We start from the raw sequence: 26,379 nt of genomic DNA, 5'->3' as shown, positions 1-26,379 counted from the left end.
AAAAGTCGGTCGTTCAAAGCAAAGGGCCGTCGCGGAGGACGGCCCTGGTTCGGATATCAGTCGGCCCGGTAATTCGGGGCTTCCTTGGTGATCTGTACGTCGTGCACATGGCTTTCGCGGATGCCAGCAGTCGTAATTTCCACAAACTCGGCCTTGTCCTGCATCTCGGCAATCGTGCCGCAACCGCAGTAGCCCATGCTGGCGCGGATGCCGCCGGCCATCTGGAACACGATGGCGACCATGGAGCCCTTGTAGGGCACACGGCCTTCAATGCCTTCCGGCACCAGCTTGTCGGCGTTGGGGTTGCCGGTGCTGGATTCCTGGAAGTAGCGGTCTGCACTGCCTTGCTGCATGGCGCCGATGGAGCCCATACCGCGGTAGCTCTTGTAGCTGCGGCCCTGGTACAGGATGACCTCGCCAGGCGCCTCTTCGGTACCGGCAAACATGCCACCCATCATCACGGTGCTGGCGCCGGCCGCGATGGCTTTGGCAATGTCACCGCTGTAGCGGATGCCGCCATCGGCAATCAGGGGAACGCCCGTGCCCTTGAGCGCAGTGGCCACGCTATCCACGGCCATGATCTGGGGCACGCCCACACCGGCCACGATGCGCGTGGTACAGATGGAGCCAGGGCCGATACCGACCTTGACGGCGTCAGCACCCGCCTCGACCAATGCCAAAGCCGCTGCGCCGGTGGCGATGTTGCCACCCACCACGTCAACCTGCGGGAAGTTCTGCTTGACCCAGCGCACGCGGTCAATCACGCCTTTGCTGTGGCCGTGCGCGGTGTCGACCACGATGGCGTCCACACCGGCAGCCACCAGGGCCTCGACGCGGGCTTCAGTGCCCTCGCCCACACCCACCGCAGCACCCACGCGCAAACGGCCCGTGGCGTCACGAGCGGCATTGGGGAAGTTGAGTTGCTTGGTGATGTCCTTGACGGTGATCAAGCCCTTGAGCTCAAACGCGTCATTGACCACCAACAGACGTTCCAGTTTGTGCTTGTTGAGCAGGGCCTTGGCCGCTTCAGGCGTGGTGCCATCGGGCACGGTGATCAGGCGCTCGCGCGGCGTCATGATTTCGCGCACGGTCTGGTCGTAGCGGGTCTCAAAGCGCAGATCGCGGCCAGTCACGATGCCGACCACCTTGCCGCCATCGCACACGGGGAAGCCGGAAACGCCGAGCTGGTCAGACAGGGCCATGACTTGGCGCACCGTGGTGTCGGGGGTGATGACCACCGGATCGCGCAGCAGGCCAGACTCATAGCGCTTGACCTTGGCGACCTGGGCGGCCTGTTCGGCAGCCGTGAGGTTTTTGTGGACGATGCCCATGCCGCCTTCTTGGGCAATGGCAATCGCCAATCGGGCTTCTGTCACCGTGTCCATGGCGGCGGAGACCAAGGGCAGATTCAGTGCGATATTGCGGGAGAAACGGGTGGCGAGGCTGGTGTCCTTGGGAAGGACCTGGGAGAACGCTGGCACCAACAACACATCGTCGAAGGTGAGCGCTTTGCCGAGAAGGCGCATGTCAAAGCTCCAAAAATCGAATTGTACCCGCGTCCATTTGGCCCTGCCCGGCCCAAGCGCTACACTTTGCGCCATGAAACCCTTGCACGCACTTCTGGCAGCCGTTTTGACATGTTCCGCCGCAGGCGCTTATGCCCAGTGGCAGTGGCTGGACAAGGACGGCCGCAAGGTGTTCAGTGACCGGGCGCCCGGGGCCGAAATTCCCGAGAAAAACATCCTCAAGCGTCCGGCTGGTGCTGCGGCCCGGGCCGCAGCGGCTCCGGTCGCACCCGTAGCCGCAGACCCCGCCGCCGCGCCTGCGGCACCTGCGCCGACCTTGGCAGCAAGCAAGCCCGCTGGCGACAAGACACTGGAAGCCAAGAAGAAGCAGGCCGAGGAGGCTGAGGCAGCCAAGCGCAAGGCGGAAGAGGAACGCGTGACCAAGGCAAAGATTGAAAACTGCGCGCGCGCCAAACAGGCCAAGCAGACTTTCGATAGCGGCGTTCGCGTGTCACGGACCAATGCCAACGGCGAACGCGAGGTCATGGACGATGCCGCGCGTGCCGCAGAAGTTCAACGCATTCAGGACATCATCAACAGCGACTGCAAGTAAGCCGCTTCAGTAGCCTGCTTTTGCGCCGTCACGGCGCTTGGCAAACAGCCCTGCTCCCTTGGCCCCCTGCTTGGCAAAGCGCTCACGCCGCGCCACCTTGGGGTCCACCGTCAGCGGGCGCGTCAGCTCCACCCGGTCGCCGGTACGCAGCATCTGCGAACCCGACACCTGCCGCCCCCAGATGGAGAGAGCCAATGCGTTGATGGCTTCCTGCGACAGATCTTGCAGCAAGCCACTTTGCCTAACTGCCATGGTGGCCGTACTACCTGGAGCCATTTCCAGCTCGCAAGACTGTACCTGGCGCGGCCCGCACGCCAGCAGCACCGTCACCGCGAAAGTAGGCTCAGTCGCCATAGACCTGCTGTGCCCGTTTGACGAAAGCATCGACGAGGCTGGCGGCAATCTTGTCAAACACCGGCCCTACCAAAGCACCTAGTGTTGCGCTCTCAAAGCCGTAGTTCAGCGTGAGTTCGACCTTGCAGGCACGCTGCGATCCATCGCCAAGGCTGATGAAGTTCCAAGCGCCATCCAGATGGGAAAACGGGCCGTTGACCAGTTCCATGCCCACTTGCTGGTCCGTTACATGGGTGTTACGCGTGGTGAAGGTCTGGCGCACGCCCCCGAAAGAAATGCCGACCTCGGCCGTCATGCCCCCCGGGCTTTCTTCCAGCACCTTGGCGTGGTCGCACCAAGGAAGGAATTGCGGGTACTGGCCCACGTCCGTGACAAGGCGGTACATCTCGTTGGGGCTGTACCAGATCAGTACAGACTTGTGAACAGTTTTCATAGAATGGCGGTCTGCGCGGGATTGTAGACAAGCCCAACAGCGTCTGCCCTTTCAATCCCGTCTGTCATCCCCACCTGAGTGCAATGGCCAAAAAACCTGAAACCGCTTCCCGCATCGCCGACAACAAAAAGGCCGCGTTCAATTATTTCTTCGAGGAACGTTTCGAGGCTGGCCTGGTGCTGGAAGGCTGGGAGGTGAAGTCCCTGCGCGAGGGCAAGGTCCAGCTGACCGATGGTTACGTGGTCATCCGCAACGGCGAGCTTTTCATCATCGGCCTGCAGATCAACCCACTGCACACCGCCTCCAGCCATGTGAACCCGGACAACGTGCGCACCAAAAAGTTGCTGATGCACAAAGAGGAAATCAAGCGGCTGATTGGCAAGGTTGAGCAAAAAGGATATACCCTGGTGCCTATCAACCTGCACTGGAAGGCTGGCAAGGTGAAGTGTGATATTGCGCTGGCCAAGGGCAAGGCCGAGCACGACAAGCGCGACACCATCAAGGACCGGGAAGGCAAACGCGAGGTGGAACGCGCCATGAAAGACCGCAACCGCTAATTTTTTTCAGGGGTAGGGAATAAACCCGGCCCCGCAGGTGTTTATCCGGGAAGCAAGCAACCGTTTGCCCAACCCTTTTACCGGAGCACCCCATGAAACTCATTGCTGCACTCACCCTTGCCACCACCCTGCTGGGCGCCTGCGCCACCATGGCCGACCCAGCCGCCGTCAAAGTCAGCAACGGTCTGCTGACCGGTGCCAACGGCATGACGCTCTATACCTTTGACAAGGACACCGCTGGCAGCGGCAAGTCCGTCTGCAACGGCCCTTGCGCCACTAACTGGCCGCCGCTGATGGCTGCCGACGCGGACAAGGCCAGCGGAAACTACTCCATCGTGACCCGCGACGACGGCAAGAAACAATGGGCTTACCAGGGCAAGCCGCTGTACTTCTGGGTCAAGGACAGCAAAGCCGGAGACACCACCGGTGACGGCTTCATGAACGTATGGCACGTGGTGAAGATGCCTACACCCATGCCCGCCCCCGCCGCCGGCTCCGCCTACTAAAACGTCCCGTGGACCGCTCCGCCCTGGTCGTGCACATCCCTGGTCTGCGCCGCTATGCGCGTGCACTGACTGGAAATGCATGGGCGGCGGACGATCTGGTGCAGGACACGCTGGAGCGGGCCTGCTCCAAATGGCGGCTCTGGCTGGTGGGTACCGACCTGCGGGCCTGGCTGTTCACGCTGATGCACAACATCCACGCCAACGACACGCGCCGCGTACTGCGCCAGCAGCAGGCCGCGCCGCTGGTTGACTCGGAGGACGCGCTGCACAGTGTGGCTGCACCGCACGCGGGTGTCGATGTCGCCGTGGACCTACAGCGCTGCCTGATGCAACTGCCCGAAGAGCAACGCAGCGTACTGCTGCTGGTCGCACTGGAAGATCTGGACTACGCCACGGTGGCGCGCATTACCGGCACGCCGGTAGGCACAGTGATGTCTCGCTTGTCGCGGGGCCGGGCCCGGCTGCAGGCGCTGCTGGATGCGCCCGCCCAAGCACCAGTCGCCGCCCATACGGGTGCTGACGTGGTGAGCTTGCGCACCGTTCGCTGATGGAAGCCGATATGACGACCCCGCCCTCCCCCTCCATGCTGACGGAAGAGACGCTTCACGCAATGGTCGATGGCCGTCTGGACGCCACCCAGCGCGCGACGGCGGAGGCCCTGCTGGCGCACGACCCGCAGGCCCAGGCGACTGTGGCCCGCTGGCGGCAGCAGCGCGCCCTGCTGCAGGGCCTGCACGCTGAGGTATTGCAAGAAGCACCACCCGCGCACCTGACCCAGGCGGCACTGGGGGCCGATTCCGGTCGGGCTGCGTCGGCGCCATGGCGCTGGGGCGGTCTGGCAGCCAGTGTGTTGCTTTCGTTTGCGGTGGGTTGGTTGGGCCACGGCCAATGGCGCAAGGCCGAGCTGCAGTCGCAGTTGGCACAGCGCAAGCCGGCAGCCGATTTTGTGCGCCAGGCCAGCCTGGCCCATGCGGTCTATGCCCCCGAGGTACGCCACCCGGTCGAGGTGGGCAGCGCCGAGCAGGAACATCTGGTGAAATGGCTGTCCAAACGCTTGGGGCGTCCGCTCAAGGTGCCAGACCTGACAGCGCAGGGTTTTGAGCTTGTGGGCGGCCGCCTGCTGCCTGGCGAAGCCGGAGATGCCGCTGTGCGGGCCCAGTTCATGTTCCAGAACACGGCTGGTGAACGGCTAACGCTGTACTTGGGCGCCGTCAAGGGCGAAAACGCCGACGTGAACGCCCAAGAGTCCGCCTTCCGCTTCGCCAATGAAGGCCCCATCTCCAGTTTCTACTGGGTGGAGCAAGGCTTTGGCTACGCCCTGAGCGGGCCTGTCGCACGCGACAAGCTCATGCAACTGGCCCAGGCGGTGTACCAGCAGCTCTGAAGGCTGCGGGCTGGCTCAGGCCAGATCGCGCAGCGGATGGGCGGCTGCCGGCCAAGGGCTGGCAAAGAACGGCGCCACCATCTCTGGCGTCACCTCTTCAATGCGCGCGGGGTTCCAGCGGGGCGCATGGTCCTTGTCCACCGCGAGGGCACGAATGCCTTCCACGGTTTCACTGCCTGCGCCCGATCGGCCCAGGTGCTGGGTGAAGAAGCAGTGGCGCACCATGTCGCGCTCCATGCGCAAGTCGTCCGCCAAGGTCGTGGCCCGCGCGCGGCGCACTTGCTCCAGCACCACATGCAGCATCAGCGGCGAGCGCTTGCGCAGCGTGGCGGCCGTATGCTGCGCCCAATCGCTGCGGTCTGCCTCAAGCGCCAGCACGATGGCAGGCACACTGTCCAGCGCGAAATACTCGTCAATTTGGCCTCTGGCCCCCATGGAATCTGCGCGAGCAGCTCCTGAAAATGTAGCAAGCCAAGGGTCCAGCGGATTGGCGGAAGACCAGTCCAGCGCCACCAATGCCTCCCAAGCCTTGGGCAGGCGCGCCGCATCCACCAGCTTGTCAGCCAAGCCCAACGTCACGGCGGTGGCACCATCGATCACATCACCCGTCAGCGCCAGCCATTCGCCAGTACGCCCCGGGCAACGGCTCAGGAAGTAGCCACCACCCACGTCTGGGAACAGACCGATGTTGGTTTCCGGCATAGCCATCTTGGTGTGTTCGGTCACCAGTCGGTGCGAGGCACCTTGGCTGATCCCCATGCCGCCGCCCATGACGATACCGTCCATGAAGGCGATGTAGGGCTTGGGGTAGTGGTGAATCAGGTGGTTGAGTGCGTACTCTTCGGTGAAGAAGTCTTCCAGCGCCGGGTTGCCGGCCAGGGCCGCCTGGTGGAAGAAGCGGATATCGCCACCGGCACAAAAGCCGCCAAACACACCAGTCTTGGTGCTGCCACGGATCGCCACAGCCTTGATGGCCGCGTCACCTTTCCAGGCCAGCAGTGTCGCCGTCAGGCTGCGCACCATGCCCAGGCTCAGGGCGTTGAGTGCCTTGGCGCGGTTCAGCGTGATCAGGCCGACCTGGCCGCGCACTTCGGTGATGAGGTCCTCGTTCAGGGTTTGGGCTGTCATGCGCGTTCTCTCCATCCAATCACTTCGTTCACCACCAGGGCGCCAATCACCAGCGCCCCACCCCACAGCACCGGGCTGGCCGGCACTTCATTGGCGCCCAGCCACGCCAGCAGGATGCCAAAGATCACCTCCAGCAGTTGCAGCAGGGAAATCTCGGGCGCCTTCAGGATCTGGGCGCAGCGCACGCTAAGCACGCAAGGCACAGCCAGCTGCACCACGCCCAAAAAGCCGAGCAAGGTGATGTCGTGCGCGTTGGCCTGCAGGGGGAAAGACAGTGGCAAAGTCACGATGCAGCAAATCACTGCCCCCACCCACACAGCGGGCATCAGGTCCACATCGTGGCCCTGGTCATGCGAATGCTGGGTCACTGTCCAGTTGGTGGCGCCGGCAATGGGCACGCACAGGGCCACCAGCGTGCCCAGCAGGGACACGGAACCCAGCTGCGAGGCATACATGTAGACAATCCCGGCCCCGGCCACAACGATGGCCACCCAGGTGCGCGGCGGCACGCGGTGACCAATGAACACGCGCGCAATCAGCGCGGTAAGCAAGGGCCCCACCGACATGGTGACCAGCACATTGCCCACACTGGTGAGCGTGAGCGCGACCATGAATGCCGTGAACATGACACTCCAGCACAGGCCGGAGAGCCAGAAGAACAGACCCGCATGGCGGATCTTGTGGAACACATCGCGCCCGCGCACAAAGGGCAGGATCACCATCAGGCTGATGACCGTGAAAAACGCGCGCCAGAAGGTAACTTCAAAGCTGCGCGCAAATTCCAGGTGCCGTGTAACCACCCCGGCGGTGGACCACATCAAGGTCACCGCGACCATCAGGAAGATGGCGCGGTTGTGCGTGAGTTTCATAAAAATCGCCTGTGCGATATGCAGAGAAGGGGCAATTTCCCGCCGGGCAGCCCCAAGGGAAATTAGCCCCCTCGGGGGGCAGCGACCCGCGCAGCGGCGGAGCGTGGGGGCCAGTTACTCGCGGCTCGCGCGCTTGCGCTCGTGCTCTTTCAAGTGGCGCTTGCGCAGACGCACAGACTTGGGCGTGATCTCGACCAGCTCGTCATCCTCAATGAATTCCACGCCGTACTCCAGCGTCAGTTCGATCGGAGGCGTGATTTTGATCGCGTCTTCCTTGCCGGACACGCGGAAGTTGGTCAGCTGCTTGGTACGCGTAGCGTTCACCACCAGGTCGTTGTCACGGTTGTGGATGCCCACAATCATGCCTTCGTACACGGGGTCGTTCGCCTTCACAAACATGCGGCCACGGTCGTCCAGCTTGCCCAGAGCGTAGGTGAAAATTTCACCGTCGTCCATGGAGATCAGCACGCCGTTCTTTCGGCCGCCGATGTCACCCTTGTGCGGCTCGTAGCCTTCAAAGATGTTGGAGATCAGGCCCGAACCACGGGTCAGGTTCAGGAATTCATTGGAGAAACCAATCAGGCCACGGGCCGGGATGCGGTATTCCAGGCGCACACGGCCGCGGCCGTCCGGTTCCATGTTCACCAGTTCGCCCTTGCGCTCGCCCAACGCCTGCATCACACCACCCTGGTGCTGCTCTTCGATGTCAGCGGTCACCATTTCGATGGGCTCGTGCTTCTCGCCGTTGATGTCCTTGAACATCACACGTGGCTTGGACACGGCCATTTCGTAGCCTTCACGGCGCATGTTTTCCAGCAGGATGGTCAGGTGCAATTCACCGCGGCCCAGCACTTCGAACACGCCTTCTTCATCGGTTTCGTTCACGCGCAGCGCCACGTTGTGTTGCAGTTCCTTTTGCAGACGATCCCAGATCTGGCGGCTCGTCACAAACTTGCCTTCGCGGCCAGCCAGCGGGCTCGTGTTCACGCAGAAGTTCATCGTCAGCGTAGGCTCGTCGACTTTCAGCATGGGCAGAGGCTGGGGGTTGGCAGGGTCGGTCACGGTCACGCCGATACCGATGTCTTCAATCCCGTTAATCAGCACGATGTCGCCAGGGCCGGCTTCGGGGGTCTGCATGCGGTCCAAACCCTGGAATGTCAATACTTGGTTGATACGGCCCTTCACAGCCTTGCCGTCCGGGCCTTCCATGACCACCACGTCCTGGGCAGGCTTGAGCGTGCCCTGACTGATACGGCCCACACCGATACGGCCCACGAAGCTGGAGAAGTCCAGCGCGGAAATTTGCAGCTGTAGGGGTGCCTTGGGGTCGCCGGAGTTCGGTGGCACGTGTTTCAGGATGGTGTTGAACAGGGCCGACATGTCCGGGCCCCATTGCTCACCAGGAGCACCCTCTTCCAGCGAGGACCAGCCGTTGATGCCCGAGGCATAAACCACGGGAAAATCGAGCTGTTCATCGGTGGCGCCCAGCTTGTCGAACAGGTCGAACGCTGCGTTCACCACCTTGTCGGGGTTGGCACCCGGCTTGTCCACCTTGTTCACCACAACGATGGGACGCAGACCCAGGGCCAGCGCCTTCTTGGTCACGAAGCGGGTCTGGGGCATGGGGCCTTCCTGCGCATCGATCAGCAGCAGCACGCTGTCGACCATGGACAGGGCACGTTCCACTTCACCGCCGAAGTCCGCGTGTCCGGGGGTGTCGACGATGTTGATGTGGGTGCCTTCCCAGCTCACGGCACAGTTCTTGGCCAGAATGGTAATGCCACGCTCTTTTTCAATCGCGTTGTTGTCCATCACGGTATCGACCACTTTTTCGTGCTCGGCAAAGGTACCGGACTGGCGCAGCAGCTGGTCCACCATGGTGGTCTTGCCATGGTCCACGTGGGCAATGATGGCGATGTTTCGGATTTGTTTACTCATGGTTCACTTTCTGCTTACGCCCCGAGGGCCAAGGTTTCATTAACGCGTTTCAAACTCTCATCCACGGCCACTGTCTGGGCCTGGGTCTCACTGATCTCCAGCGGGCTGAGCAGCCGAACAGGAATCAGCTCACCCGCTTTGATGTGGGCAGTGCCCAGCAAAGCCCGAGAGCCCGCCGCATACACCGCCACATGGTCCGCATCGGGCCAAGGGCCGCGCCTGCGCATTCCACTCAAAAACCGTGCCGCATTCTCGCTGTCCAGTGTGACAGGCACATGCGTGGGCAACAGCGCATCCACCGGCAGCAGGCAGGCCAGCCGCTCGGCTTCGCTCATGGCCTCCAGCGCCTCCAGCGTGATGCACTGGGCCGTGCCGAAGCCGCCCGTGCGAATACGCCGCAGCGCGCTGAGGTGGGCCCCGCAGCCCAAGGCCTCACCAATGTCTTCACCCAGCGTGCGGATGTACGTTCCCTTGCTGCACTCCACTACCAATTTGATAGCTGGTTGCGCACTATCCACAAGGCTCTCAAGCACTTTCAATGCATAAATCGTCACGTGGCGCGGCTCGCGCTCAACTTCCACTCCGGCCCTGGCGTACTCGTACAGGGCCTTCCCATCTTTCTTCAGCGCACTGTGCATGGGCGGCACCTGGGCAATTGGCCCAGTAAAACGCTGCACCACGGCATCCAGCTGTGCAGGTGTCACCGACACCGGCCGCTCGCTGATCACATCACCCTCGGCATCCGCCGTGCTGGTCTTCACACCCAGACGGACCATCGTCTCGTAGGCCTTGTCGGCGTCCAAATGCATTTGGCTGAACTTGGTCGCTGCGCCAAAGCACAGCGGCAGCACGCCGGTGGCCAGCGGGTCCAGCGTCCCCGTATGGCCCGCCTTTTCTGCGCGCAGCAGCCATTTGGCTTTCTGCAAAGCCTGGTTACTGGACAGGCCAATCGGCTTGTCCAGTAACAGCACCCCATGCACAGGGCGCCTTGCAACCCGTGCACGTGGCGCGTTCATGTGTTCAGTCCTCTTTGGCGCGGGACGACACGGCGCGCGCAATCAGCGCGTTCATGTCGGCCGCACGCTCCGTGGTCTGGTCAAAGATGAAATGCAGTGTCGGCACGGTGTGGATATGCAGGCGCTTGAACAAGCCGGCGCGCAAAAAGCCCGCCGCCTGGTTCAAACCCTCTGCCGTCTGCACCGGATCACCGACGAGCAGGCTGAAGAACACCTTGGCATGCGCGTAATCCGGCGTCACCTCCACAGCCTGGAGGGTCACCATCCCAACACGCGGGTCTTTCAGCTCGCGCGCGATCAACTCCGACAGATCGCGTTGGATCTGGTCGGCAACCTGAAAGCTGCGGTTGGGGGTGGATGACTTCTTTTTGACCATGGCGGATTACAGCGTACGCGCGATTTCCTTGACCTCGAAGAACTCCAGCTGATCACCTTCCTTGATGTCGTTGTAGTTCTTGAGCTTGATACCGCACTCGAAGCCTTCCTTGACTTCACGCACATCGTCCTTCATGCGCTTCAAGGAGTCCAACTCGCCGGTGTAGATCACCACGTTGTCGCGCAACAGGCGGAAATGCGCGTTGCGATTGACCATGCCGCTGGTGACCATACAGCCCGCGACCGTACCGATCTTGGAAGCCACGAACACGGTGCGGATCTCGGCCATACCGATGATCTCTTCGCGCTTTTCGGGCGCCAGCATGCCGGACATGGCTGCTTTCAACTCATCGACTGCGTCGTAAATGATGTTGTAGTAGCGAATGTCCACGCCATTGCCTTCGGCCAGCTTGCGCGCTCCGGCATCGGCACGCGTGTTGAAGCCGATCACGATCGCCTTGGAGGCGATCGCCAAGTTGATGTCGGACTCGCTGATACCGCCCACGGCGGAGTACACCATCTGCACCTTGACCTCGTCGGTCGAGAGCTTGAGCAGCGAGGTAGCCAGCGCTTCCTGCGAACCCTGCACATCGGCCTTGACGATGATGGGCAGCATCTTGACGTCGCCACCGCCGATGTCGGAGAACATGTTCTCCAGCTTGGCGGCCTGTTGCTTGGCCAGCTTGGTGTTGCGGAACTTGCCGGCGCGGTAGGTGGCAATTTCACGGGCGCGACGTTCGTCGGACATCACCATGAATTCGTCACCGGCCTGCGGCACTTCGGTCAGACCCTGGATTTCCACCGGGATGGAAGGACCAGCGCTATCGATCTTGTGGCCGTTTTCGTCCAGCATGGCGCGCACGCGGCCATAAGTCTGGCCTGCCAGCACCACGTCGCCAGTCTTCAGGGTACCGGATTGGACCAACACCGTGGCCACGGGACCGCGGCCCTTGTCCAGCTTGGCTTCGATGACCAGGCCCTTGGCCATGGCTTCGACCGGGGCCTTGAGTTCCAACACTTCGGCTTGCAGCAACACCTGTTCGAGCAGCGCGTCGATGCCCATACCGGTCTTGGAAGACACGGGTACGAACGGAGAATCACCGCCGTATTCTTCAGGCACGACTTCCTCGACCACCAGCTCCTGCTTCACGCGCTCAGGGTTGGCATCGGGTTTGTCGGACTTGGTAATGGCCACCACCAGAGGAACGCCGGCCGCCTTCGCATGCTTGATGGCTTCCTTGGTCTGGGGCATTACGCCGTCGTCGGCCGCCACCACCAGAATCACGATGTCGGTTGCCTGCGCACCACGGGCACGCATGGCGGTAAACGCCTCGTGACCCGGGGTATCCAGGAAGGACACCATGCCGCGCGGGGTTTCCACGTGGTAGGCGCCAATGTGCTGGGTAATACCGCCGGCTTCGCCCGCTGCAACCTTGGCACGGCGGATGTAGTCCAGCAGCGAGGTCTTGCCGTGGTCCACGTGGCCCATCACGGTCACCACAGGTGCGCGCGGCAGTGCCTCGGCTTCCTGGCCCTGCACTTCGTCGTCGGTGAACGCTTCGGGATCGTCCAGCGCAGCCACGATAGCCTTGTGGCCCATTTCTTCCACCACGATCATGGCGGTGTCTTGGTCCAGCGGCTGGTTGATGGTCACCATCTGGCCCATTTTCATGAGCGACTTGATGACTTCGGACGCCTTGATCGCCATCTTGTGGGCCAGCTCGGCCACGGTAATGGTTTCCGGCACGTGCACTTCAATGACACGCGCTTCCACCGGCGTGGCTTGGCTGTGCTGGTCATCACGATCGCGGTCGTTGCCACGGCGGCCCTTGGGGCCTGCGCGCCAGTTGCCAGAACGGCCGGCACCGGCACCCGTGTCGCCACGGGTCTTGAGTTCCTTCTTCTTGCCAGGATCTCCCGCCCAGCTGCTGGACAGCTTGGCGGACTTGACTTCCTTGCCTGCACCCGGACCGGCATTGCCGGAAGGCGCAGCGCCAGCGGCAGGCTTGCCGGTCTTGGCAGCAGCAGAACCAGCGGCAGGCTTGTGCAGCGTGCCCTTCATGCCAGTCTTGGCGTCCGCAACGGGCTTGGCCTCTTCAGGCTTCTTGGCAACCAGCACCTTTTTGGGTGCCGACATCATCTGGCGAATAGCAGCGGCTTCGGCCTCAGCCTTGCGGCGGCGGTCTCCCAAATCAGCGGCGCGGCTGGCTTCTTCGGCGGCGGCGGCTTTGGACGCCGCAGCAGCGGCGGCGGCACGCTCCTGCGCAGCCGCCTTGGCAGCGGCTTCGGCGGCCTGCGTATCCGCAGCAGCAGACGCTGCCTGCGAGCTGGCTTGTGCCTGGCGTGCGGCTTCCGCCGCCTTTGCAGCAGCTTCTGCGGCGGCAGTGGCAGCGGCTTCCTCGGCGCGGGCTTCCTGCTCTTCGCGCTCACGGCGGCGCTGCGCCAGCTCTTCTTCCTGGCGACGGATCAGCTCGGCCTGACGGCGTGCCTCTTCCTCGCGACGGGCCAGTTCGGCCTCGTCCACCACGGGCGCGGAAGGTGCTGCAGCCAGGGCTTCCTGTTCAGTGCCTTCCACCTGTTCTACGCCATCATCGCGGCGCACAAAAGTGCGCTTCTTGCGCACTTCGACCTGGATGGTGCGGGCCTTGCCGGTGGCATCGGCTTGCTTGATTTCTGTGGTCTGTTTCTTGACCAGCGTAATCTTCTTGCGCTCCGGGCTGGCGGTGCCGTGGCTGTTTTGCAGGTAGTTCAAAAGGCTGTGTTTGTCAGCATCGGTCAGGACATCCGTGGCGGCGCTTTTGGCAACGCCAGCGGATTTCAGCTGATCGAGCAGGGTGTCGGTAGATTTCTTGAGTTCATTGGCAAACTCGGCAACGGTCGTACTGGACATATTGTGTGTAACCTTTCATGACCGTTACTCTTGAGAAGCGGCATCATTGGTAAACCAATGCTCGCGCGCCTTCATGATCAGGGCCTTGGCCTCGTCCGCAGACTGGCCTGTAATTTCTGTCAATTCATCCACGGCAAGGTCGGCCAGTTCGTCGCGGGTATGCACGCCGCCGTCAGCCAGTTTGCCGATCAATTCGGGAGTGAGGCCCGCGAGGTCACGCAGGTCCTGGGACACTTCATCCACGCTCTCCTCATGGGCGATTTCCATGGTCAACAGCGCATCCTTGGCTCGGTTGCGCAGCTCGTGCACGGTTTCCTCGTCAAAGGATTCGATCTCCAGCATTTCCTGCAGCGGCACATAGGCCACTTCTTCGAGGCTGGTGAAGCCTTCGGCGATCAGGATGTCGGCGATTTCCTCGTCCACGTCCAGCTTTTCCATGAACAGCTTGCGGCCGGAGTCGGTCTCGTTGGCTTGCTTTTGCGCGCTTTCCGCAGCGTCCATGATGTTGATCTTCCAACCGGTCAGCTCGGAGGCCAGACGCACGTTCTGACCGCCACGGCCAATCGCGATGGCCAGGTTTTCCTCGTCGACCACCACGTCCATGGCGTGGCGCTCTTCGTCCACCACAATGGAGGACACGTTGGCAGGAGCCAAGGCGCCGATGACGAACTGTGCGGGATCTTCAGACCACAGCACGATGTCCACGCGCTCGCCAGCGAGCTCGTTGGTCACGCCGTTGACACGGGTACCGCGCACACCCACGCAAGTACCGATGGGATCAACGCGCTTGTCGTGCGACAGCACCGCGATCTTGGCGCGGGAGCCAGCATCGCGGGCGCAGGACTTGATCTCCAGCAGGCCTTGTTCGATTTCAGGCACTTCCTGGCGGAACAGCTCGATCATGAACTCAGGGGCAGAACGCGACAGCAGGATGGGGGCGCCACGCAGCGTCAGGTCCACTTCCATGATCATGGCGCGCACGCGGTCGCCGGTACGCAGATTTTCCTTGGGGATCATCTCGCCACGGCGCAGACGGCCTTCGACACGGCCGCTTTCCACGATGATGTCACCCTTGTCCAGGCGCTTGACGGTGCCCACAAAGATCTTTTCACCACGCGACATGAAGTCGTTGAGCAGCATTTCGCGCTCGGCGTCGCGGATCTTCTGCAGGATGACCTGTTTGGCCGCCATGGCGCCAATACGGCCAATTGGCACGGAGGCCACGGGCTCTTCGATGTACTCGTCGACTTCGATGTCAGGAATCTGTTCCTTGGCTTCGAACAGCAGAATTTCCTGGTCAGGCAACTGCAGCCCCGCCTCGTCAGGCACCACGTGCCAGCGACGGAAGGTTTCGTAGTTGCCGCTGTCACGGTCCAGGGCGACGCGGATATCCACTTCGCCGGGGTACAGCTTTTTGGTGGCCTGGGCCAGCGCTGCTTCCACAGCGCCCAGCACCACGTCACGTTCCACGTTTTTTTCTCGGGAAATTGCTTCCACCAGCATCAACAGTTCGCGATTCATGCCATGACTCTCCTGAACACTCTAATCAATACAAAACTCACTGAGGGGACGTGCCTGCCGTCAGCAGGCCGCCACCTACTCCGCAGAACCGGCGTTGCCGCGGCCCTTGAAATTCACGATCGGGGCGAGGCGCGCATCGCGCAGCTCGTCAAACGTGAAGCCCAAGGCCTGTAGCGGCGGGGGCACACGTTTCTTGCTGACTTTCTGGCCGGGCTTGGGTTCAGGCGCATCGCTCCAGACGATTTGCCAGCCCACCGTGCCGTCGGCCGCCGGAACACGCTCCAGCGTGCCGCGAAATTTCTTGCGATTGGCATTGACCTGGCCATTGGCCGCTGCCCCCAGAGGCGCCTTGAGGGTGATGTCGATCACCTGCCCCGCAAAGCGCTCGAAATCCTGGACGTGACGCAAGGGGCGGTCAATACCGGGCGAGGAGACCTCCAGCCGCTTGTATTCGACACCGTCCACCTCCAGCGCAAACTGCAGCTGGCGCGTCACCTTTTCACAGTCCTCGACATTCACGAATTGCTCATCGGCCGGCACGCCCTCCACAGGGGCAGTCCAGGGCAGATCGATGGTGATGCGCAGCAGGCCACCGGCGGAGCGTTCTATCTCCACTAGGTCATATCCCAGTCCTGCCACGGTTTGCGCAACGATGTCCTGTAATGCCACGTCTGTAATGCCTGCCTAAGAGTGAAAAAAGCGTGAATGAAAAACAATCGACCAAAAAAAACGGGCGGTAGTTACCCGCCCGTTTGGTCGTGAGCTTTGGATTGTACTCCAAAACTGTGTTAAGTGCCTTGATTCGTAAGGAATTAATCGGCTGCCGCCAGCAGGGTGCGCGTGTAGGCGTGCTGGGGAGCCTCCAGCACCTGTTCGGCGGGGCCGCTTTCCACGATCTGGCCCGTCTGCATGACCATCACGTGGTGCGCCATGGCCCGGATGACGCCCACATCGTGGGTGATCAGTAGGTAGGACAGGCCCCGTTCCGCCTGCAAACGCTGCAAGAGCTGCAGGATTTGCTGGGCCATGGTGACGTCCAACGCACTGGTGGGCTCATCCAGCACCAGTACCTGCGGCTCCACCACCAGCGCCCGGGCAATGGCGATGCGCTGGCGCTGGCCGCCGGAAAACTGGTGGGGGTAGCGCTCCAGCAGGCCTGGGAACTGGGCCTCGGTCAACCCCACGGTCTGCAGCATGGTACTGGCGCGCGTGCGGCGTGCATCCGCCGAGAGCGTGGGCGCATGCACCAGCAGGCCTTCTTCGACGATTTCTCCCACGGTCAGCCGCGGCGACAAGGAAGAAAAAGGATCCTGGAACACCACTTGCACAACCCGGCGCAAGGCGCGGTCCGCGACCGCGCCCCGCCCCCAGGCTTGCCCCTGGACGGCAACGTCCCCCGAAAACGCTTGCAGCCCCAAAGCCGCCAGGGCCAGCGTGGACTTGCCGGAACCCGACTCGCCCACCACGCCCAGGGTCTGGCCGGCTGGCAGCCTGAAATCAGCGCCCTGCACCGCCACAAAGGCGCCGGAGCGGAACCAGCCACGCCAGCCGCCCTGTGGCACCGGGTAGCTCACGCGCACGCCCTTGCCTTCCAACACCACGCCCGCATCCGCACGGGCCGGCAACACATCGCGCACCGGGCGGCTGGCCAGCAGGCGGCGGGTGTAGGCATGCTGCGGCTGGGCGAACACCTGATCCACGGCGCCCTGCTCCACCAGATGGCCGTTTTCCATCACCGCCACCCGCTGGGCAAACTGGCGCACCAGGTTCAGGTCGTGGGTGATGAGCAGCACGGCCATGCCATATTGCTGCTGCAATTGCTCCAGCAGGTCCAGGATCTGGCGGCGCACCGTCACATCCAGCGCCGTGGTCGGTTCGTCGGCCAGCAGCAGCTTGGGACGGCAGGCAAGCGCCATGGCGATCATGGCGCGCTGGCGCTGCCCGCCCGAGAGCTGGTGGGGGTAAGCCTTGAAGCGGCGGGCGGGCTCGGGAATGCCGGTATCTGCTATCAATTGAATAGCTTCTTGCGCAGATTCCACGGGGGGCAGACCCCGTTTTAGCCTCAAAATCTCGGCGATCTGCTCGCCAATGGTCAGCACCGGATTCAGGGCCGTCATGGGCTCCTGAAAGATCATGGCGATCTCCTCGCCGCGGATGCCGCGCAAGCGTTGCTCCGGCAGGTCCAGCAGATTGACGGGGGACGCCTGGCCGAAATGTGCCTGCCCCCGCACCTGCGCGCCCTGGGCCAGGCCCAGCAAACTCAGCGCGGTAACGGTCTTGCCCGAGCCGGATTCACCCACCAAGGCCAGCTTTTCACCCGGGGCGATATGGAAGTCCACGCCGTGCACGACCTCGCGCCCGCCAAAAGCCACGCGCAAGCCCTGTACATCCAGAAGAGGGGAAGAGGTGCTCATGTGTCTTGTTTGCGGGGGTCCAGGGCATCACGCAGCGCGTCGCCCATCAGGGTGAGCAGCAGCAGCGTGAACACCAGCACATAGAAGGTGGACAGGGAGATCCACCAGGCATCGATGTTGTTTTTGCCCTGCGAGAGCAATTCGCCCAGAGACGGCGTTCCGGGCGGAACGCCCAGGCCCAGAAAGTCCAGTGAAGTGAGCGCCAGGATGGCGCCGCTCATGCGGAATGGCAAAAAGGTGACCACAGGTGTCAGGCTGTTGGGCAGCACATGGCGCGTGATGATTTTCCAGTTGGACACGCCCAGCGCCCGCGCGGCGCGCACATAGTCCATCTGCCGGTTGCGCAGGAACTCGGCACGCACATAGTCGGACAGCCCCATCCAGCCAAACAGGCTCAGCAACACCAGCAGCAGCGTGATGCTGGGCGCAAAGATGGCACTGAAGATGATGAGCAGGTAGAGCTCGGGCATGGAGCTCCAGATTTCGATGAAGCGCTGGAAGGCCAGATCGGTCTTGCCGCCAAAGAAGCCCTGGACGGCGCCGGTGATCACGCCCAGCACCACGCCGGTAAAGGTCAGCGCCAGCGCGAACAGCACACTCACGCGAAAGCCGTACAGCAGTTGCGCCAGCAGATCGCGACCACGGTCGTCCGTGCCCAGCCAATTATCAGCGCTGGGCGGGGCCGGGTTTGGGGACTTGGCAAAGTAATTGAGCGTCTTGGGGCCGTAGCGGTTTAGAGCAAACAGGGCCCAGTTGCCGGGCTCGGCCAGGCGCTGCTGGATAAAGGGGTCCAGATAGTCAGTGGGCGTGGCGAAGTCGCCGCCGAAGGTGGTTTCCGGGTAGTCACGCGCCAGGGGCCAGTAGGTCTGGCCCTGGTAGACCACGACCAAGGGCTTGTCGTTGGAAACCAACTCGGCGGCCAGGCTGAACAGCACCAGTACACAGAACAGGATCAGGCTGGCAAAGCCCAGGCGGTTCCGGCTGAAGCGCCGCCAGGCACGGCGGCTGGGGCTGCTGGCTGGCAGCGCGGGGGCGATGGGTGGGGACTCGGGCACCATGGTTCAGTCAAACGTGACGCGGGGGTCGACCCAGGCGTAGCAGAGATCGGACAGCAGCTTGGTGACCAGGCCGATCAGGGTGAACAGGTACAGCGTGCCCATGACCACGGGGTAATCACGGCGGATCACGCTCTCGTAACTCAGCAGGCCCAGGCCATCCAGCGAGAACTGGGTCTCGATAAGCAGAGCACCGGTGAAGAAAGCACCAATGAAGGCGGCTGGAAAGCCAGTGATGATGGGGATGAGCGCATTGCGGAACACATGCTTCCACAGCACCTGGCGGTCGGACAGGCCCTTGGCACGCGCGGTCAGCACGTACTGCTTTCGGATTTCCTCCAGAAAGGCATTCTTGGTCAGCATGGCCGTCACGGCGAAACTGCCGGCCACCATGGCGGTGACGGGCATGGCGATGTGCCAGAGGTAGTCCACGATGCGGCCGCCCCAGCTGAGTTGCTCCCAGTTGGCCGAGGTCAGTCCGCGCAGGGGAAACCATTGCAGCTGCCCGCCAAAAATCACCAGCAAGGCCACGCCCAGCACAAAACCCGGGATGGCATAGCCCACCAGCACCAGCACGCTGCTGGCCAAATCGAACCGCGAGCCCGCGCGCACCGCCTTGGCAACCCCCAGGGGCACCGCAATCAGGTAGCTGATGAAAAAAGTCCACAGACCCAGGCTCATGGAGACCGGAAGTTTTTCCCACACCAGCGCCGAGACATTCTTGTTGTGAAAAAAGCTCTTGCCCAAGTCGAACTGGGCAAACTGCACCAGCATCTGCCAGAAACGCTCGGGAGCTGGCTTGTCAAAGCCGTAGAGCGCCTTGGCCTGCTCCAGGCGCTTGGGGTCCACACCCTGCGCGCCGCGGTAGCTGAAAGCACTGCCGTCACCACCGGTGCCCGCACCGGCCTTGGCCTCGGCCAGGTACTGCTCCACCGGGCCGCCGGGCACGAACTGGATCACCACAAAGGTGAGCAACAGCACGCCGAACAGCGTGGGCAGCATCAGGGCCAAGCGTTTGAGAGAGTAGAAGAGCATGCGCTGATTATGCGAAGGGTCGAGCGCCGCCGGGCCACCCCAAGGCGTGAGGACCCCCTCGGGGGGCAGCGACCCGCGCAGCGGCGGAGCGTGGGGGCATCATTCTTTGGCCCACCAGGTGTCTATGGCCCAGCCCTCGCCCTGCGCGTAGGGCGGCATCTGGGCCGGCTTGTCCAGGCGCCAGGCGTTGTAGGCCAGGCGGTGCGTGCCGGCGGACCATTGGGGAATGAGGATGTGGCTGTGCATGATGACGCGATCCAGCGCGCGACAGGCGGGCAGTAGGTCTTGCTTGCGCTTGGCGCCAGTGATCTGGGTCACCAGAGCGTCCACAGCCGGGCTCTTGATGCCGGCCAGGTTGCCCGAATCTTCGGTATCGGCCGCCTTGCTGCCGAACATGTCGGCGTATTCCTGACCCGGGTTGTGGGTACCGCCGTAGGCGATGGAGGTGATGTCGAACTCGAACTTCTGCAGGCGCTGCTGGTAGAGCGCAAAGTCCACGGGGCGGAAGTTGAGTTTGACGCCAATCTTCTCCAGATTGCGCACCCAGGGTGCGACGGTACGCACACCGGTTTCAGCGCTATCCAAGTATTCCAGCTCCAGTGCATCGCCCTGGGCATTGCGCAGTGCGCCGTCGCGGTAGGTCCAGCCCGCATCCTTGAGCAGCTGCTGCGCCTGGCGCAGGTTGTCGCGCAGGCTGTGGTCGCCATCGGTGCGGGGCGGCACGGCCATGGGGCCGAAGACGGTAGCAGGCACCTTGCTACGCCAAGGCTCCAGCACCGCCAGTTCGTCGGTGGAGGGCTCACCCGTGGCCTGGCAATCCGTGTTGCCAAACAGGTCCTGCACGCGCTGGTAGGCGCCATAAAACATCTGGCGGTTCATCCATTCGTAGTCCAGTGCCAGCCCCAGCGCTTGGCGTACACGCAGGTCCTGCAGCTTGGGACGCCGGGTGTTCAGTACATAACTCTGGAAGCCCGTGGGCAGGCGGTGCTTGAACTCGGTCTTGACGAGTTCTCCGCTGTCAAACTTGCGGCCGTTGACGCGGCGCGCCCAGTCACCGGCCGAGAAGAAGCGCATCAGGTCAAACTCGCCCGCCTTCAGCGCTTCCAGCCGCGCCGTGTTGTCCTTGTAAATCTTGACGGTGATGCGGTCGAAGTTGGCGCTGCCGCGCTTCACATTGAGGTCGCGCGCCCAGTAGTTGGCATCGCGCACATAAGTAATGTCCTTGCCGAACACCACCGGACCAATCTTGTAGGGCCCGCTGCCGATGGGAATATCCATCACCACCTGGTCGAAGGGCTTGGCTTTGCCGCCCTCCTCGCCCCAGCGGTGGCTGAACACGGGCAGGCCACCCACGGTGAGCGGCAATTCCCGGTTGGGCTTCTTGAAGCGATAACGCACGGTAGTGGCGTCCAGCACATCCACGCCCGCCACATCGTCCAGCACACTTTTGTACGCCGGCGAGGTGAAGGGGCCCATGAAGGTATCGAAGCTGTGCTTCACGTCGCGCGCGAGCACCGGGTCTCCGTTGTGGAACCGTGCTTCTTTGCGCAGGCGGAAGGTCACGCTCAGGCCATCGGCGGCCACACTCACGTCTTCTGCCAGCAGGCCATAGCCCGCAGCAGTCTCATCCAGCGAGCCGGAGAGCAGCGTGTCGAACATCAGGCCGCTGAGGTAAGCGGGTGCCGTGCCCTTGATGGTGAAGGGGTTGTACTTGTCAAAGGTGGAGACGCGCAGATTGCTTACCAGGCGCAGCTCGCCGCCCTTGGGCGCCTGCGGGTTCACGTAGTCAAACTGCGCAAAACCAGCCGGATACTTGAGATCGCCCCACAGCGCATAGCCATGGGCGGCCCAGGCAGGCAGCACATAAACGCCGCCGAGCAGCGCGGCAAGAATGACCCGAATTCGCATGCGACAATTCTGCACCAGACCAAGCATTTTTCATGAGGACACTATGGGCTTTTTAGCAGGCAAGAAGTTGTTGATCACCGGCGTGTTGTCGAACCGTTCCATTGCGTACGGCATCGCCAAGGCCTGCAAGGAGCAAGGCGCCGAGCTAGCCTTCAGCTACGTGGGCGAGCGCTTCAAGGATCGCATCACCGAGTTCGCGGCCGACTTCGATTCCAAGCTGGTGTTTGACTGCGACGTGGGCAACGACGAGCAGATCGAACAGCTCTTCAAGGACCTGTCCACCCACTGGCCCACCTTTGACGGATTCGTACACAGCATCGGCTTTGCGCCGCGCGAAGCGATTGCCGGCAACTTCCTCGACGGCCTGACCCGCGAAAACTTCAAGATCGCGCACGACATCAGCGCCTACAGCTTCCCCGCCATGGCCAAGGCCGCCCTGCCCTACCTGAACGACAAGGCCGCGCTGCTGACACTGACCTACCTGGGCGCGGAGCGCATCATCCCCAACTACAACACCATGGGCCTGGCCAAGGCCAGCCTGGAAGCCAGCGTGCGTTACCTTGCCGAAGCCGTGGGCCCCAAGGGCGTGCGCGTCAACGGCATCAGCGCCGGCCCGATCAAGACCCTGGCCGCCAGCGGCATCAAGGACTTTAGCAAGCTGCTGCACACGGTGGCCGACGCCTCCCCCATCCGCCGCAACGTGACGATTGAGGACGTCGGCAATGTTGCCGCCTTCCTGCTGAGCGACCTGGCCGGCGGCGTGACCGCCGAGATCACCTATGTGGACGGCGGCTACAGCCAGACCATGGGCGTGACGACCGATCTGGCATAACTTTGCTCGAGGGCATTAGGAGTCAAATAGGCCACCATCCCCCGTCAATATTGCGCGAGCAGCTAGAAAAACAATAGCAAACAAAAAGGCGCCGGGGTGCAAACCCTGGCGCCTTTTTTCTTTCAGGAGGCTGAGCCCCTGGTGGATTACTTCTTCACACAGTCGGCGAAATAGCGCACCTTGCCATCCTCGCCCACTTCGCTCACCAAACCGTGCACATCGGTTTCGAAGCCGGGGCACTGCGCGTTGAACTCGCGCGAGAACTTCAGGTAGTCCACCACCTTCTTGTTAAACACCTCGCCGGGGATCAGCAGTGGGATGCCGGGCGGGTACGGCGTAACCATGCCAACCGACACGCGGCCCTCCAGGTGATCGATCTCCACACGCTCGGTCTTGCGCGTGGCAATGTGGGCGTAGGCATCGCTGGGCTTCATGGCCGGCACGAGGTCACTCAGGTAAACCTCGGTGGTCAGGCGGGCGATGTCGTACTTGGCATACAGCTGGTGGATGTGCTGGCACAGGTCGCGCAGGCCCATGCGCTCGTAGCGGGGGTGCTTGGCGCAGAACTCCGGCATGATGCGCCACATCGCCTGGTTCTTGTCGTAGTCGTCCTTGAACTGCTGCAACGCGGTCAGCATGCTGTTCCAGCGGCCCTTGGTGATACCGATGGTGAACATGATGAAGAAGCTGTACAGGCCGGTCTTTTCCACCACCACGCCGTGCTCGGCCAGGAACTTGGTCAGGATGGACGCCGGAATGCCGGTCTTGGCAAACTTGCCGTTCAGGTCCAGACCCGGTGTCACGATGGTGGACTTGATCGGGTCCAGCATGTTGAAGCCGCTGGCCAGCTTGCCGAAGCCGTGCCAGTTGGCCTTGGCCGTCTTGGACTCGCCCTTGATGATCCAGTCGCTGGCCTTGCCAATGCCTTCGTCGGCCAGTTTGTCCGGTCCCCAGACCTTGAACCACCAGTCGTCGCCATACTCCTCGTCCACCTTGCGCATGGCACGGCGGAAGTCCAGCGCCTCGGCAATGCTTTCCTCCACCAGCGCGGTGCCGCCGGGCGGCTCCATCATGGCGGCGGCCACGTCGCAGCTGGCAATGATGCTGTACTGCGGGCTGGTGCTGGTGTGCATCAGGTAGGCCTCATTGAAGAGGTGCTTGTCCAGCTTCACCGTCTGCGAGTCCTGCACCAGCACGTGGCTGGCCTGACTGATACCGGCCAGCAGCTTGTGGATGGACTGGGTGCTGTAGACCACGGCTTCCTTGGGGCGCGCACGATTCTTGCCCATGGCGTGGTAGGTGCCGTAGAACGGGTGGAAGGCGGCGTGCGGCAGCCATGCTTCGTCGAAGTGGATGTTCTCCACATAACCGTCCAGCATGGTCTTGATGGTTTCAGTGTTGTAGAGCACGCCGTCGTAGGTGCTCTGTGTCAGCGTCAGGATGCGAGGCTTGACCTTCTTGGCGTCCACACCCTTGAGCAGCGGGTTGGCTTTGATCTTGGCGCGGATGGTTTCGGGCTCGAACTCGCTTTGCGGGATGGGGCCGATGATGCCGAAGTGGTTGCGCGTGGGCTTCAAAAACACGGGGATGGCCCCGGTCATGATGATGGCGTGCAGGTTGGACTTGTGGCAGTTGCGGTCCACGATCACGATGTCGCCGGGCGCCACCGTGTGGTGCCAAACCATCTTGTTGGAGGTGGACGTGCCGTTGGTCACAAAGAAGCAATGGTCGGCATTGAAAATGCGCGCCGCGTTGCGCTCGGAGGCGCCAATCGCACCGTTGTGGTCCAGCAGCTGGCCCAATTCTTCCACCGCGTTGCAGACGTCGGCACGCAGCATGTTTTCACCATAGAACTGGTGGTACATCTGGCCCACGGGGCTCTTCAGAAAGGCCACGCCACCGGAGTGCCCCGGGCAATGCCAGCTGTAGGAACCGTCTTCAGCGTAATCCAGCAGCGCCTTGAAGAACGGGGGCTGGACGCTCTCCAGATAACCCTTGGCCTCACGGATGATGTGGCGCGCCACGAACTCGGGCGTGTCTTCAAACATGTGGATGAAGCCATGCAGCTCGCGCAGAATGTCGTTGGGAATGTGGCGACTGGTCTTGGTTTCGCCGTACACGTAGATCGGCACATCCAAATTCTTGCGACGCACTTCCTCGATGAAATGGCGCAGATTCAGCACCGCCGGGTCCAGATCCGGGCCAGGAGTGAATTCCTCGTCGTCGATGGACAGGATGAAGGCACTGGCGCGGCTTTGCTGCTGGGCGAACTGGCTCAGATCCCCGTAGCTGGTCACCCCCAGCACCTCGAAGCCTTCCGACTCGATGGCCTGCGCCAGGGCACGGATGCCCAAGCCTGACGTGTTTTCCGAGCGGAAATCTTCGTCAATGATGATGATGGGAAAGCGAAACTTCATCGAAAGGCTCCAACGGACGGGCTAAAAAAGGCAAAACAGGCGCGAAGTGTAAGGACTTCTGGCGGCAACGTTATGGCGGGGTCATGCATTTGGCCCACAATGTGGCGTCATCAATACAAAGGAGGCCTCCCCCATGTCACAACCCACCCTCTGGTGGCTGGCGACCGGTGCCCTGGTGGTGCTGGAGCTGCTGACCGGAACCTTTTACCTGCTCATGCTGGCGCTGGGGACCGCCGCAGCCGCACTGGCGGGCCATCTGGGCCTGAGCCTGCCCCTGCAGCTGGTGTTTGCTGCCCTGGTTGGCGGCGGTGCCGTGGTGGCCTGGCACTTCAAACGCACCGGCAGCCGCAGCGAGCCTCCCGCTCAGGCCAATCCCAACGTGAATATGGACATCGGCGAAACCGTGCAAGTCAGCGCCTGGAACGCCGACGGCACCGCCTATGTGCAGTACCGCGGCGCGCAATGGACCGCCATGCACCGCGCCGGTGTCAGCCCCGCCCCCGGAGCGCACCGGGTGGCAGAACTCATAGGCAACCGCCTGCTCGTCGACAAAGCCTAAACAGGAACCACCATGGAAATCGCACTCGTTCTTCTGGTCATCGCACTCATTTTCGTCATCCGCTCCGTCAAGGTCGTGCCCCAGCAGCACGCCTGGGTGGTGGAGCGCCTGGGCAAGTACCACGGCACCCTCACGCCGGGGCTCAACATCCTGGTACCTTTTGTCGACAAGGTGGCCTACAAGCACCTGCTGAAGGAAATTCCACTCGACATTGCAAGCCAAGTCTGTATCACCAAGGACAACACCCAACTACAGGTGGACGGCATCCTGTATTTCCAGGTGACCGATGCCATGCGCGCCAGCTACGGCTCGTCCAATTACATCGTCGCCATCTCGCAACTGGCCCAGACTTCGCTGCGCTCCGTCATCGGCAAGCTGGAGCTGGACAAGACCTTTGAAGAGCGCGACATCATCAACGCCCAGGTCGTGGCCGCCATTGACGAAGCCGCGCTGAACTGGGGCGTCAAGGTGCTGCGCTACGAAATCAAAGATCTGACGCCCCCGAAGGAAATCCTGCACGCCATGCAGGCCCAGATCACCGCCGAGCGTGAAAAGCGCGCCCTGATCGCAGCCTCCGAGGGCCGCCGCCAGGAACAGATCAACATCGCCACTGGTGAACGCGAAGCCTTCATCGCCCGCTCCGAAGGTGAGAAGCAGGCCGCCATCAACCAGGCCCAGGGCGAAGCGGCCTCCATCACAGCTGTGGCCGAAGCCACGGCCCAGGCCATTGAACGCGTGGCAACCGCGATTCGCCAGCCCGGGGGCGAACAGGCCGTGCAACTCAAGGTGGCCGAAAAGGCGGTGGACGCCTACGGCAAGGTAGCAGCCGACGCCACCACCACCCTGATCATCCCCGGCAATATGAGCGAGGTGTCCACCCTCATTGCCACTGCGATGAAGATGGTCCAGAGCAACAAGTAAAGAAAAAGCCCGTAACGTTTGCACGTTACGGGCTTGTCTTATCTGGCGGAGCAGGCGGGATTCGAACCCGCGGTGGGTTTTACCCCACGCACGCTTTCCAGGCGTGTGACTTAAACCGCTCATCCACCGCTCCAGAGCCTCGTATTCTA

General features: G+C 62.4%; 24 protein-coding genes and 1 tRNA gene. 8 read left to right on the top strand and 17 right to left on the bottom strand.

Going from position 1 to position 26,379, the window contains the following annotated elements; genetic code table 11:
* Positions 1–56: 56 nt before the first annotated feature.
* Complete coding sequence (gene guaB, locus AC1RNN_RS05260; RefSeq protein ID WP_493088018.1) at positions 57–1,526, bottom strand: IMP dehydrogenase; 1,470 nt, start codon at positions 1,524–1,526, stop codon at positions 57–59.
* A gap of 73 nt (positions 1,527–1,599) precedes the next feature.
* Here guaB and AC1RNN_RS05255 point away from each other — a divergent pair, with 73 nt between their 5' ends.
* Positions 1,600–2,118 (top strand): DUF4124 domain-containing protein, encoded by a 519-nt coding sequence (locus tag AC1RNN_RS05255; RefSeq protein WP_493088020.1) that lies wholly within the window; start codon positions 1,600–1,602, stop codon positions 2,116–2,118.
* Positions 2,119–2,124: 6 nt separating this feature from the next.
* On the opposite strand, the gene AC1RNN_RS05250 is transcribed toward AC1RNN_RS05255, so the two are convergent.
* Positions 2,125–2,472, bottom strand: coding sequence for an RnfH family protein (locus AC1RNN_RS05250; RefSeq protein ID WP_493137338.1), 348 nt, complete (start codon positions 2,470–2,472; stop codon positions 2,125–2,127).
* Positions 2,462–2,905 carry a type II toxin-antitoxin system RatA family toxin gene (locus AC1RNN_RS05245; protein WP_493088024.1) on the bottom strand — a complete coding sequence of 148 codons (444 nt, stop codon included), beginning with the start codon at positions 2,903–2,905 and terminating at the stop codon, positions 2,462–2,464. Before AC1RNN_RS05245 ends, AC1RNN_RS05250 begins: the two co-directional genes overlap by 11 nt.
* Before the next feature lie 83 nt (positions 2,906–2,988).
* Between AC1RNN_RS05245 and smpB the strand changes: the two genes are divergently transcribed.
* The 4 genes from smpB (at position 2,989) to AC1RNN_RS05225 (ending at position 5,352) form a co-directional block, all read left to right on the top strand.
* Positions 2,989–3,462: an SsrA-binding protein SmpB gene (gene smpB / locus AC1RNN_RS05240; RefSeq protein ID WP_493088026.1), complete on the top strand. Its 474-nt coding sequence runs from the start codon at positions 2,989–2,991 to the stop codon at positions 3,460–3,462.
* 92 nt (positions 3,463–3,554) lie between these two features.
* Positions 3,555–3,968, top strand: a complete 414-nt coding sequence (locus AC1RNN_RS05235) for a COG4315 family predicted lipoprotein (protein WP_493088027.1) — start codon at positions 3,555–3,557, stop codon at positions 3,966–3,968.
* 8 nt (positions 3,969–3,976) lie between these two features.
* On the top strand, positions 3,977–4,516 hold the full coding sequence (locus AC1RNN_RS05230) for a sigma-70 family RNA polymerase sigma factor (protein WP_493088029.1): 540 nt from the start codon (positions 3,977–3,979) through the stop codon (positions 4,514–4,516).
* Between the two features lie 11 nt (positions 4,517–4,527).
* Positions 4,528–5,352: an anti-sigma factor family protein gene (locus AC1RNN_RS05225; RefSeq protein ID WP_493088030.1), complete on the top strand. Its 825-nt coding sequence runs from the start codon at positions 4,528–4,530 to the stop codon at positions 5,350–5,352.
* Between the two features lie 15 nt (positions 5,353–5,367).
* Here the strand turns inward: AC1RNN_RS05225 and AC1RNN_RS05220 are convergent, their stop codons facing one another.
* From AC1RNN_RS05220 to AC1RNN_RS05165, 12 genes are all read right to left on the bottom strand, one after another.
* On the bottom strand, positions 5,368–6,480 hold the full coding sequence (locus AC1RNN_RS05220; RefSeq protein ID WP_493088032.1) for an enoyl-CoA hydratase/isomerase family protein: 1,113 nt from the start codon (positions 6,478–6,480) through the stop codon (positions 5,368–5,370).
* Complete coding sequence (locus AC1RNN_RS05215; protein ID WP_493088034.1) at positions 6,477–7,349, bottom strand: DMT family transporter; 873 nt, start codon at positions 7,347–7,349, stop codon at positions 6,477–6,479. Before AC1RNN_RS05215 ends, AC1RNN_RS05220 begins: the two co-directional genes overlap by 4 nt.
* Positions 7,350–7,463: 114 nt before the next feature.
* On the bottom strand, positions 7,464–9,287 hold the full coding sequence (gene typA / locus AC1RNN_RS05210) for a translational GTPase TypA (protein ID WP_493088035.1): 1,824 nt from the start codon (positions 9,285–9,287) through the stop codon (positions 7,464–7,466).
* Positions 9,288–9,301: 14 nt separating this feature from the next.
* The gene (gene truB / locus AC1RNN_RS05205) at positions 9,302–10,303 is read right to left on the bottom strand and encodes a tRNA pseudouridine(55) synthase TruB (RefSeq protein WP_493088036.1); all 1,002 of its coding nucleotides are present in this window, start codon (positions 10,301–10,303) and stop codon (positions 9,302–9,304) included.
* Positions 10,304–10,307: 4 nt separating this feature from the next.
* Positions 10,308–10,679 (bottom strand): 30S ribosome-binding factor RbfA, encoded by a 372-nt coding sequence (gene rbfA, locus AC1RNN_RS05200; protein WP_493088037.1) that lies wholly within the window; start codon positions 10,677–10,679, stop codon positions 10,308–10,310.
* A gap of 6 nt (positions 10,680–10,685) precedes the next feature.
* Positions 10,686–13,568: a translation initiation factor IF-2 gene (gene infB, locus AC1RNN_RS05195; RefSeq protein WP_493088038.1), complete on the bottom strand. Its 2,883-nt coding sequence runs from the start codon at positions 13,566–13,568 to the stop codon at positions 10,686–10,688.
* Positions 13,569–13,592: 24 nt separating this feature from the next.
* Complete coding sequence (gene nusA / locus AC1RNN_RS05190) at positions 13,593–15,089, bottom strand: transcription termination factor NusA (protein ID WP_493088040.1); 1,497 nt, start codon at positions 15,087–15,089, stop codon at positions 13,593–13,595.
* A gap of 75 nt (positions 15,090–15,164) precedes the next feature.
* A complete protein-coding gene (gene rimP, locus AC1RNN_RS05185; RefSeq protein WP_493088042.1) occupies positions 15,165–15,758 on the bottom strand; it encodes a ribosome maturation factor RimP in 594 nt (197 codons plus the stop codon).
* Positions 15,759–15,901: 143 nt separating this feature from the next.
* Positions 15,902–17,503, bottom strand: a complete 1,602-nt coding sequence (locus tag AC1RNN_RS05180) for an ABC transporter ATP-binding protein (protein WP_493088044.1) — start codon at positions 17,501–17,503, stop codon at positions 15,902–15,904.
* Positions 17,500–18,561, bottom strand: a complete 1,062-nt coding sequence (locus AC1RNN_RS05175; RefSeq protein WP_493088046.1) for an ABC transporter permease — start codon at positions 18,559–18,561, stop codon at positions 17,500–17,502. Before AC1RNN_RS05175 ends, AC1RNN_RS05180 begins: the two co-directional genes overlap by 4 nt.
* A gap of 3 nt (positions 18,562–18,564) precedes the next feature.
* Positions 18,565–19,593 (bottom strand): microcin C ABC transporter permease YejB, encoded by a 1,029-nt coding sequence (locus tag AC1RNN_RS05170; RefSeq protein ID WP_493088048.1) that lies wholly within the window; start codon positions 19,591–19,593, stop codon positions 18,565–18,567.
* 99 nt (positions 19,594–19,692) lie between these two features.
* On the bottom strand, positions 19,693–21,501 hold the full coding sequence (locus tag AC1RNN_RS05165; protein WP_493088050.1) for an extracellular solute-binding protein: 1,809 nt from the start codon (positions 21,499–21,501) through the stop codon (positions 19,693–19,695).
* 43 nt (positions 21,502–21,544) lie between these two features.
* On the opposite strand from AC1RNN_RS05165, the gene fabI reads away from it, so the two are divergent.
* A complete protein-coding gene (gene fabI / locus AC1RNN_RS05160; protein WP_493088052.1) occupies positions 21,545–22,333 on the top strand; it encodes an enoyl-ACP reductase FabI in 789 nt (262 codons plus the stop codon).
* Positions 22,334–22,479: 146 nt separating this feature from the next.
* Here the strand turns inward: fabI and AC1RNN_RS05155 are convergent, their stop codons facing one another.
* Complete coding sequence (locus AC1RNN_RS05155) at positions 22,480–24,750, bottom strand: Orn/Lys/Arg family decarboxylase (RefSeq protein WP_493088054.1); 2,271 nt, start codon at positions 24,748–24,750, stop codon at positions 22,480–22,482.
* A gap of 133 nt (positions 24,751–24,883) precedes the next feature.
* Between AC1RNN_RS05155 and AC1RNN_RS05150 the strand changes: the two genes are divergently transcribed.
* Positions 24,884–25,309: an NfeD family protein gene (locus tag AC1RNN_RS05150; RefSeq protein WP_493088056.1), complete on the top strand. Its 426-nt coding sequence runs from the start codon at positions 24,884–24,886 to the stop codon at positions 25,307–25,309.
* Positions 25,310–25,321: 12 nt separating this feature from the next.
* Positions 25,322–26,230, top strand: a complete 909-nt coding sequence (locus AC1RNN_RS05145) for an SPFH domain-containing protein (RefSeq protein WP_493088058.1) — start codon at positions 25,322–25,324, stop codon at positions 26,228–26,230.
* A gap of 43 nt (positions 26,231–26,273) precedes the next feature.
* On the opposite strand, the gene AC1RNN_RS05140 is transcribed toward AC1RNN_RS05145, so the two are convergent.
* Positions 26,274–26,363, bottom strand: a tRNA-Ser gene (locus AC1RNN_RS05140).
* Positions 26,364–26,379 lie beyond the last annotated feature (16 nt).

The organism is Rhodoferax sp. GW822-FHT02D07 (genome assembly GCF_058802405.1).
Note: the sequence above shows the minus strand (reverse complement) of the source record. Positions and strands in the feature narration are given on the sequence as shown.

What these genes read in the sequence shown, in the direction of transcription:
- AC1RNN_RS05175 (WP_493088046.1), bottom strand. Translation starts at nt 18,561, where the DNA reads ATGGTGCCCGAGTCCCCACCCATCGCCCCCGCGCTGCCAGCCAGCAGC.
- AC1RNN_RS05215 (WP_493088034.1), bottom strand. Translation starts at nt 7,349, where the DNA reads ATGAAACTCACGCACAACCGCGCCATCTTCCTGATGGTCGCGGTGACC.
- AC1RNN_RS05155 (WP_493088054.1), bottom strand. Translation starts at nt 24,750, where the DNA reads ATGAAGTTTCGCTTTCCCATCATCATCATTGACGAAGATTTCCGCTCG.
- AC1RNN_RS05150 (WP_493088056.1), top strand. Translation starts at nt 24,884, where the DNA reads ATGTCACAACCCACCCTCTGGTGGCTGGCGACCGGTGCCCTGGTGGTG.
- AC1RNN_RS05255 (WP_493088020.1), top strand. Translation starts at nt 1,600, where the DNA reads ATGAAACCCTTGCACGCACTTCTGGCAGCCGTTTTGACATGTTCCGCC.
- AC1RNN_RS05225 (WP_493088030.1), top strand. Translation starts at nt 4,528, where the DNA reads ATGACGACCCCGCCCTCCCCCTCCATGCTGACGGAAGAGACGCTTCAC.
- AC1RNN_RS05245 (WP_493088024.1), bottom strand. Translation starts at nt 2,905, where the DNA reads ATGAAAACTGTTCACAAGTCTGTACTGATCTGGTACAGCCCCAACGAG.
- guaB (WP_493088018.1), bottom strand. Translation starts at nt 1,526, where the DNA reads ATGCGCCTTCTCGGCAAAGCGCTCACCTTCGACGATGTGTTGTTGGTG.
- AC1RNN_RS05220 (WP_493088032.1), bottom strand. Translation starts at nt 6,480, where the DNA reads ATGACAGCCCAAACCCTGAACGAGGACCTCATCACCGAAGTGCGCGGC.
- truB (WP_493088036.1), bottom strand. Translation starts at nt 10,303, where the DNA reads ATGAACGCGCCACGTGCACGGGTTGCAAGGCGCCCTGTGCATGGGGTG.
- AC1RNN_RS05165 (WP_493088050.1), bottom strand. Translation starts at nt 21,501, where the DNA reads ATGCGAATTCGGGTCATTCTTGCCGCGCTGCTCGGCGGCGTTTATGTG.
- infB (WP_493088038.1), bottom strand. Translation starts at nt 13,568, where the DNA reads ATGTCCAGTACGACCGTTGCCGAGTTTGCCAATGAACTCAAGAAATCT.
- AC1RNN_RS05180 (WP_493088044.1), bottom strand. Translation starts at nt 17,503, where the DNA reads ATGAGCACCTCTTCCCCTCTTCTGGATGTACAGGGCTTGCGCGTGGCT.
- AC1RNN_RS05145 (WP_493088058.1), top strand. Translation starts at nt 25,322, where the DNA reads ATGGAAATCGCACTCGTTCTTCTGGTCATCGCACTCATTTTCGTCATC.
- AC1RNN_RS05250 (WP_493137338.1), bottom strand. Translation starts at nt 2,472, where the DNA reads ATGGCGACTGAGCCTACTTTCGCGGTGACGGTGCTGCTGGCGTGCGGG.
- nusA (WP_493088040.1), bottom strand. Translation starts at nt 15,089, where the DNA reads ATGAATCGCGAACTGTTGATGCTGGTGGAAGCAATTTCCCGAGAAAAA.
- AC1RNN_RS05170 (WP_493088048.1), bottom strand. Translation starts at nt 19,593, where the DNA reads ATGCTCTTCTACTCTCTCAAACGCTTGGCCCTGATGCTGCCCACGCTG.
- smpB (WP_493088026.1), top strand. Translation starts at nt 2,989, where the DNA reads ATGGCCAAAAAACCTGAAACCGCTTCCCGCATCGCCGACAACAAAAAG.
- rbfA (WP_493088037.1), bottom strand. Translation starts at nt 10,679, where the DNA reads ATGGTCAAAAAGAAGTCATCCACCCCCAACCGCAGCTTTCAGGTTGCC.
- AC1RNN_RS05235 (WP_493088027.1), top strand. Translation starts at nt 3,555, where the DNA reads ATGAAACTCATTGCTGCACTCACCCTTGCCACCACCCTGCTGGGCGCC.
- typA (WP_493088035.1), bottom strand. Translation starts at nt 9,287, where the DNA reads ATGAGTAAACAAATCCGAAACATCGCCATCATTGCCCACGTGGACCAT.
- fabI (WP_493088052.1), top strand. Translation starts at nt 21,545, where the DNA reads ATGGGCTTTTTAGCAGGCAAGAAGTTGTTGATCACCGGCGTGTTGTCG.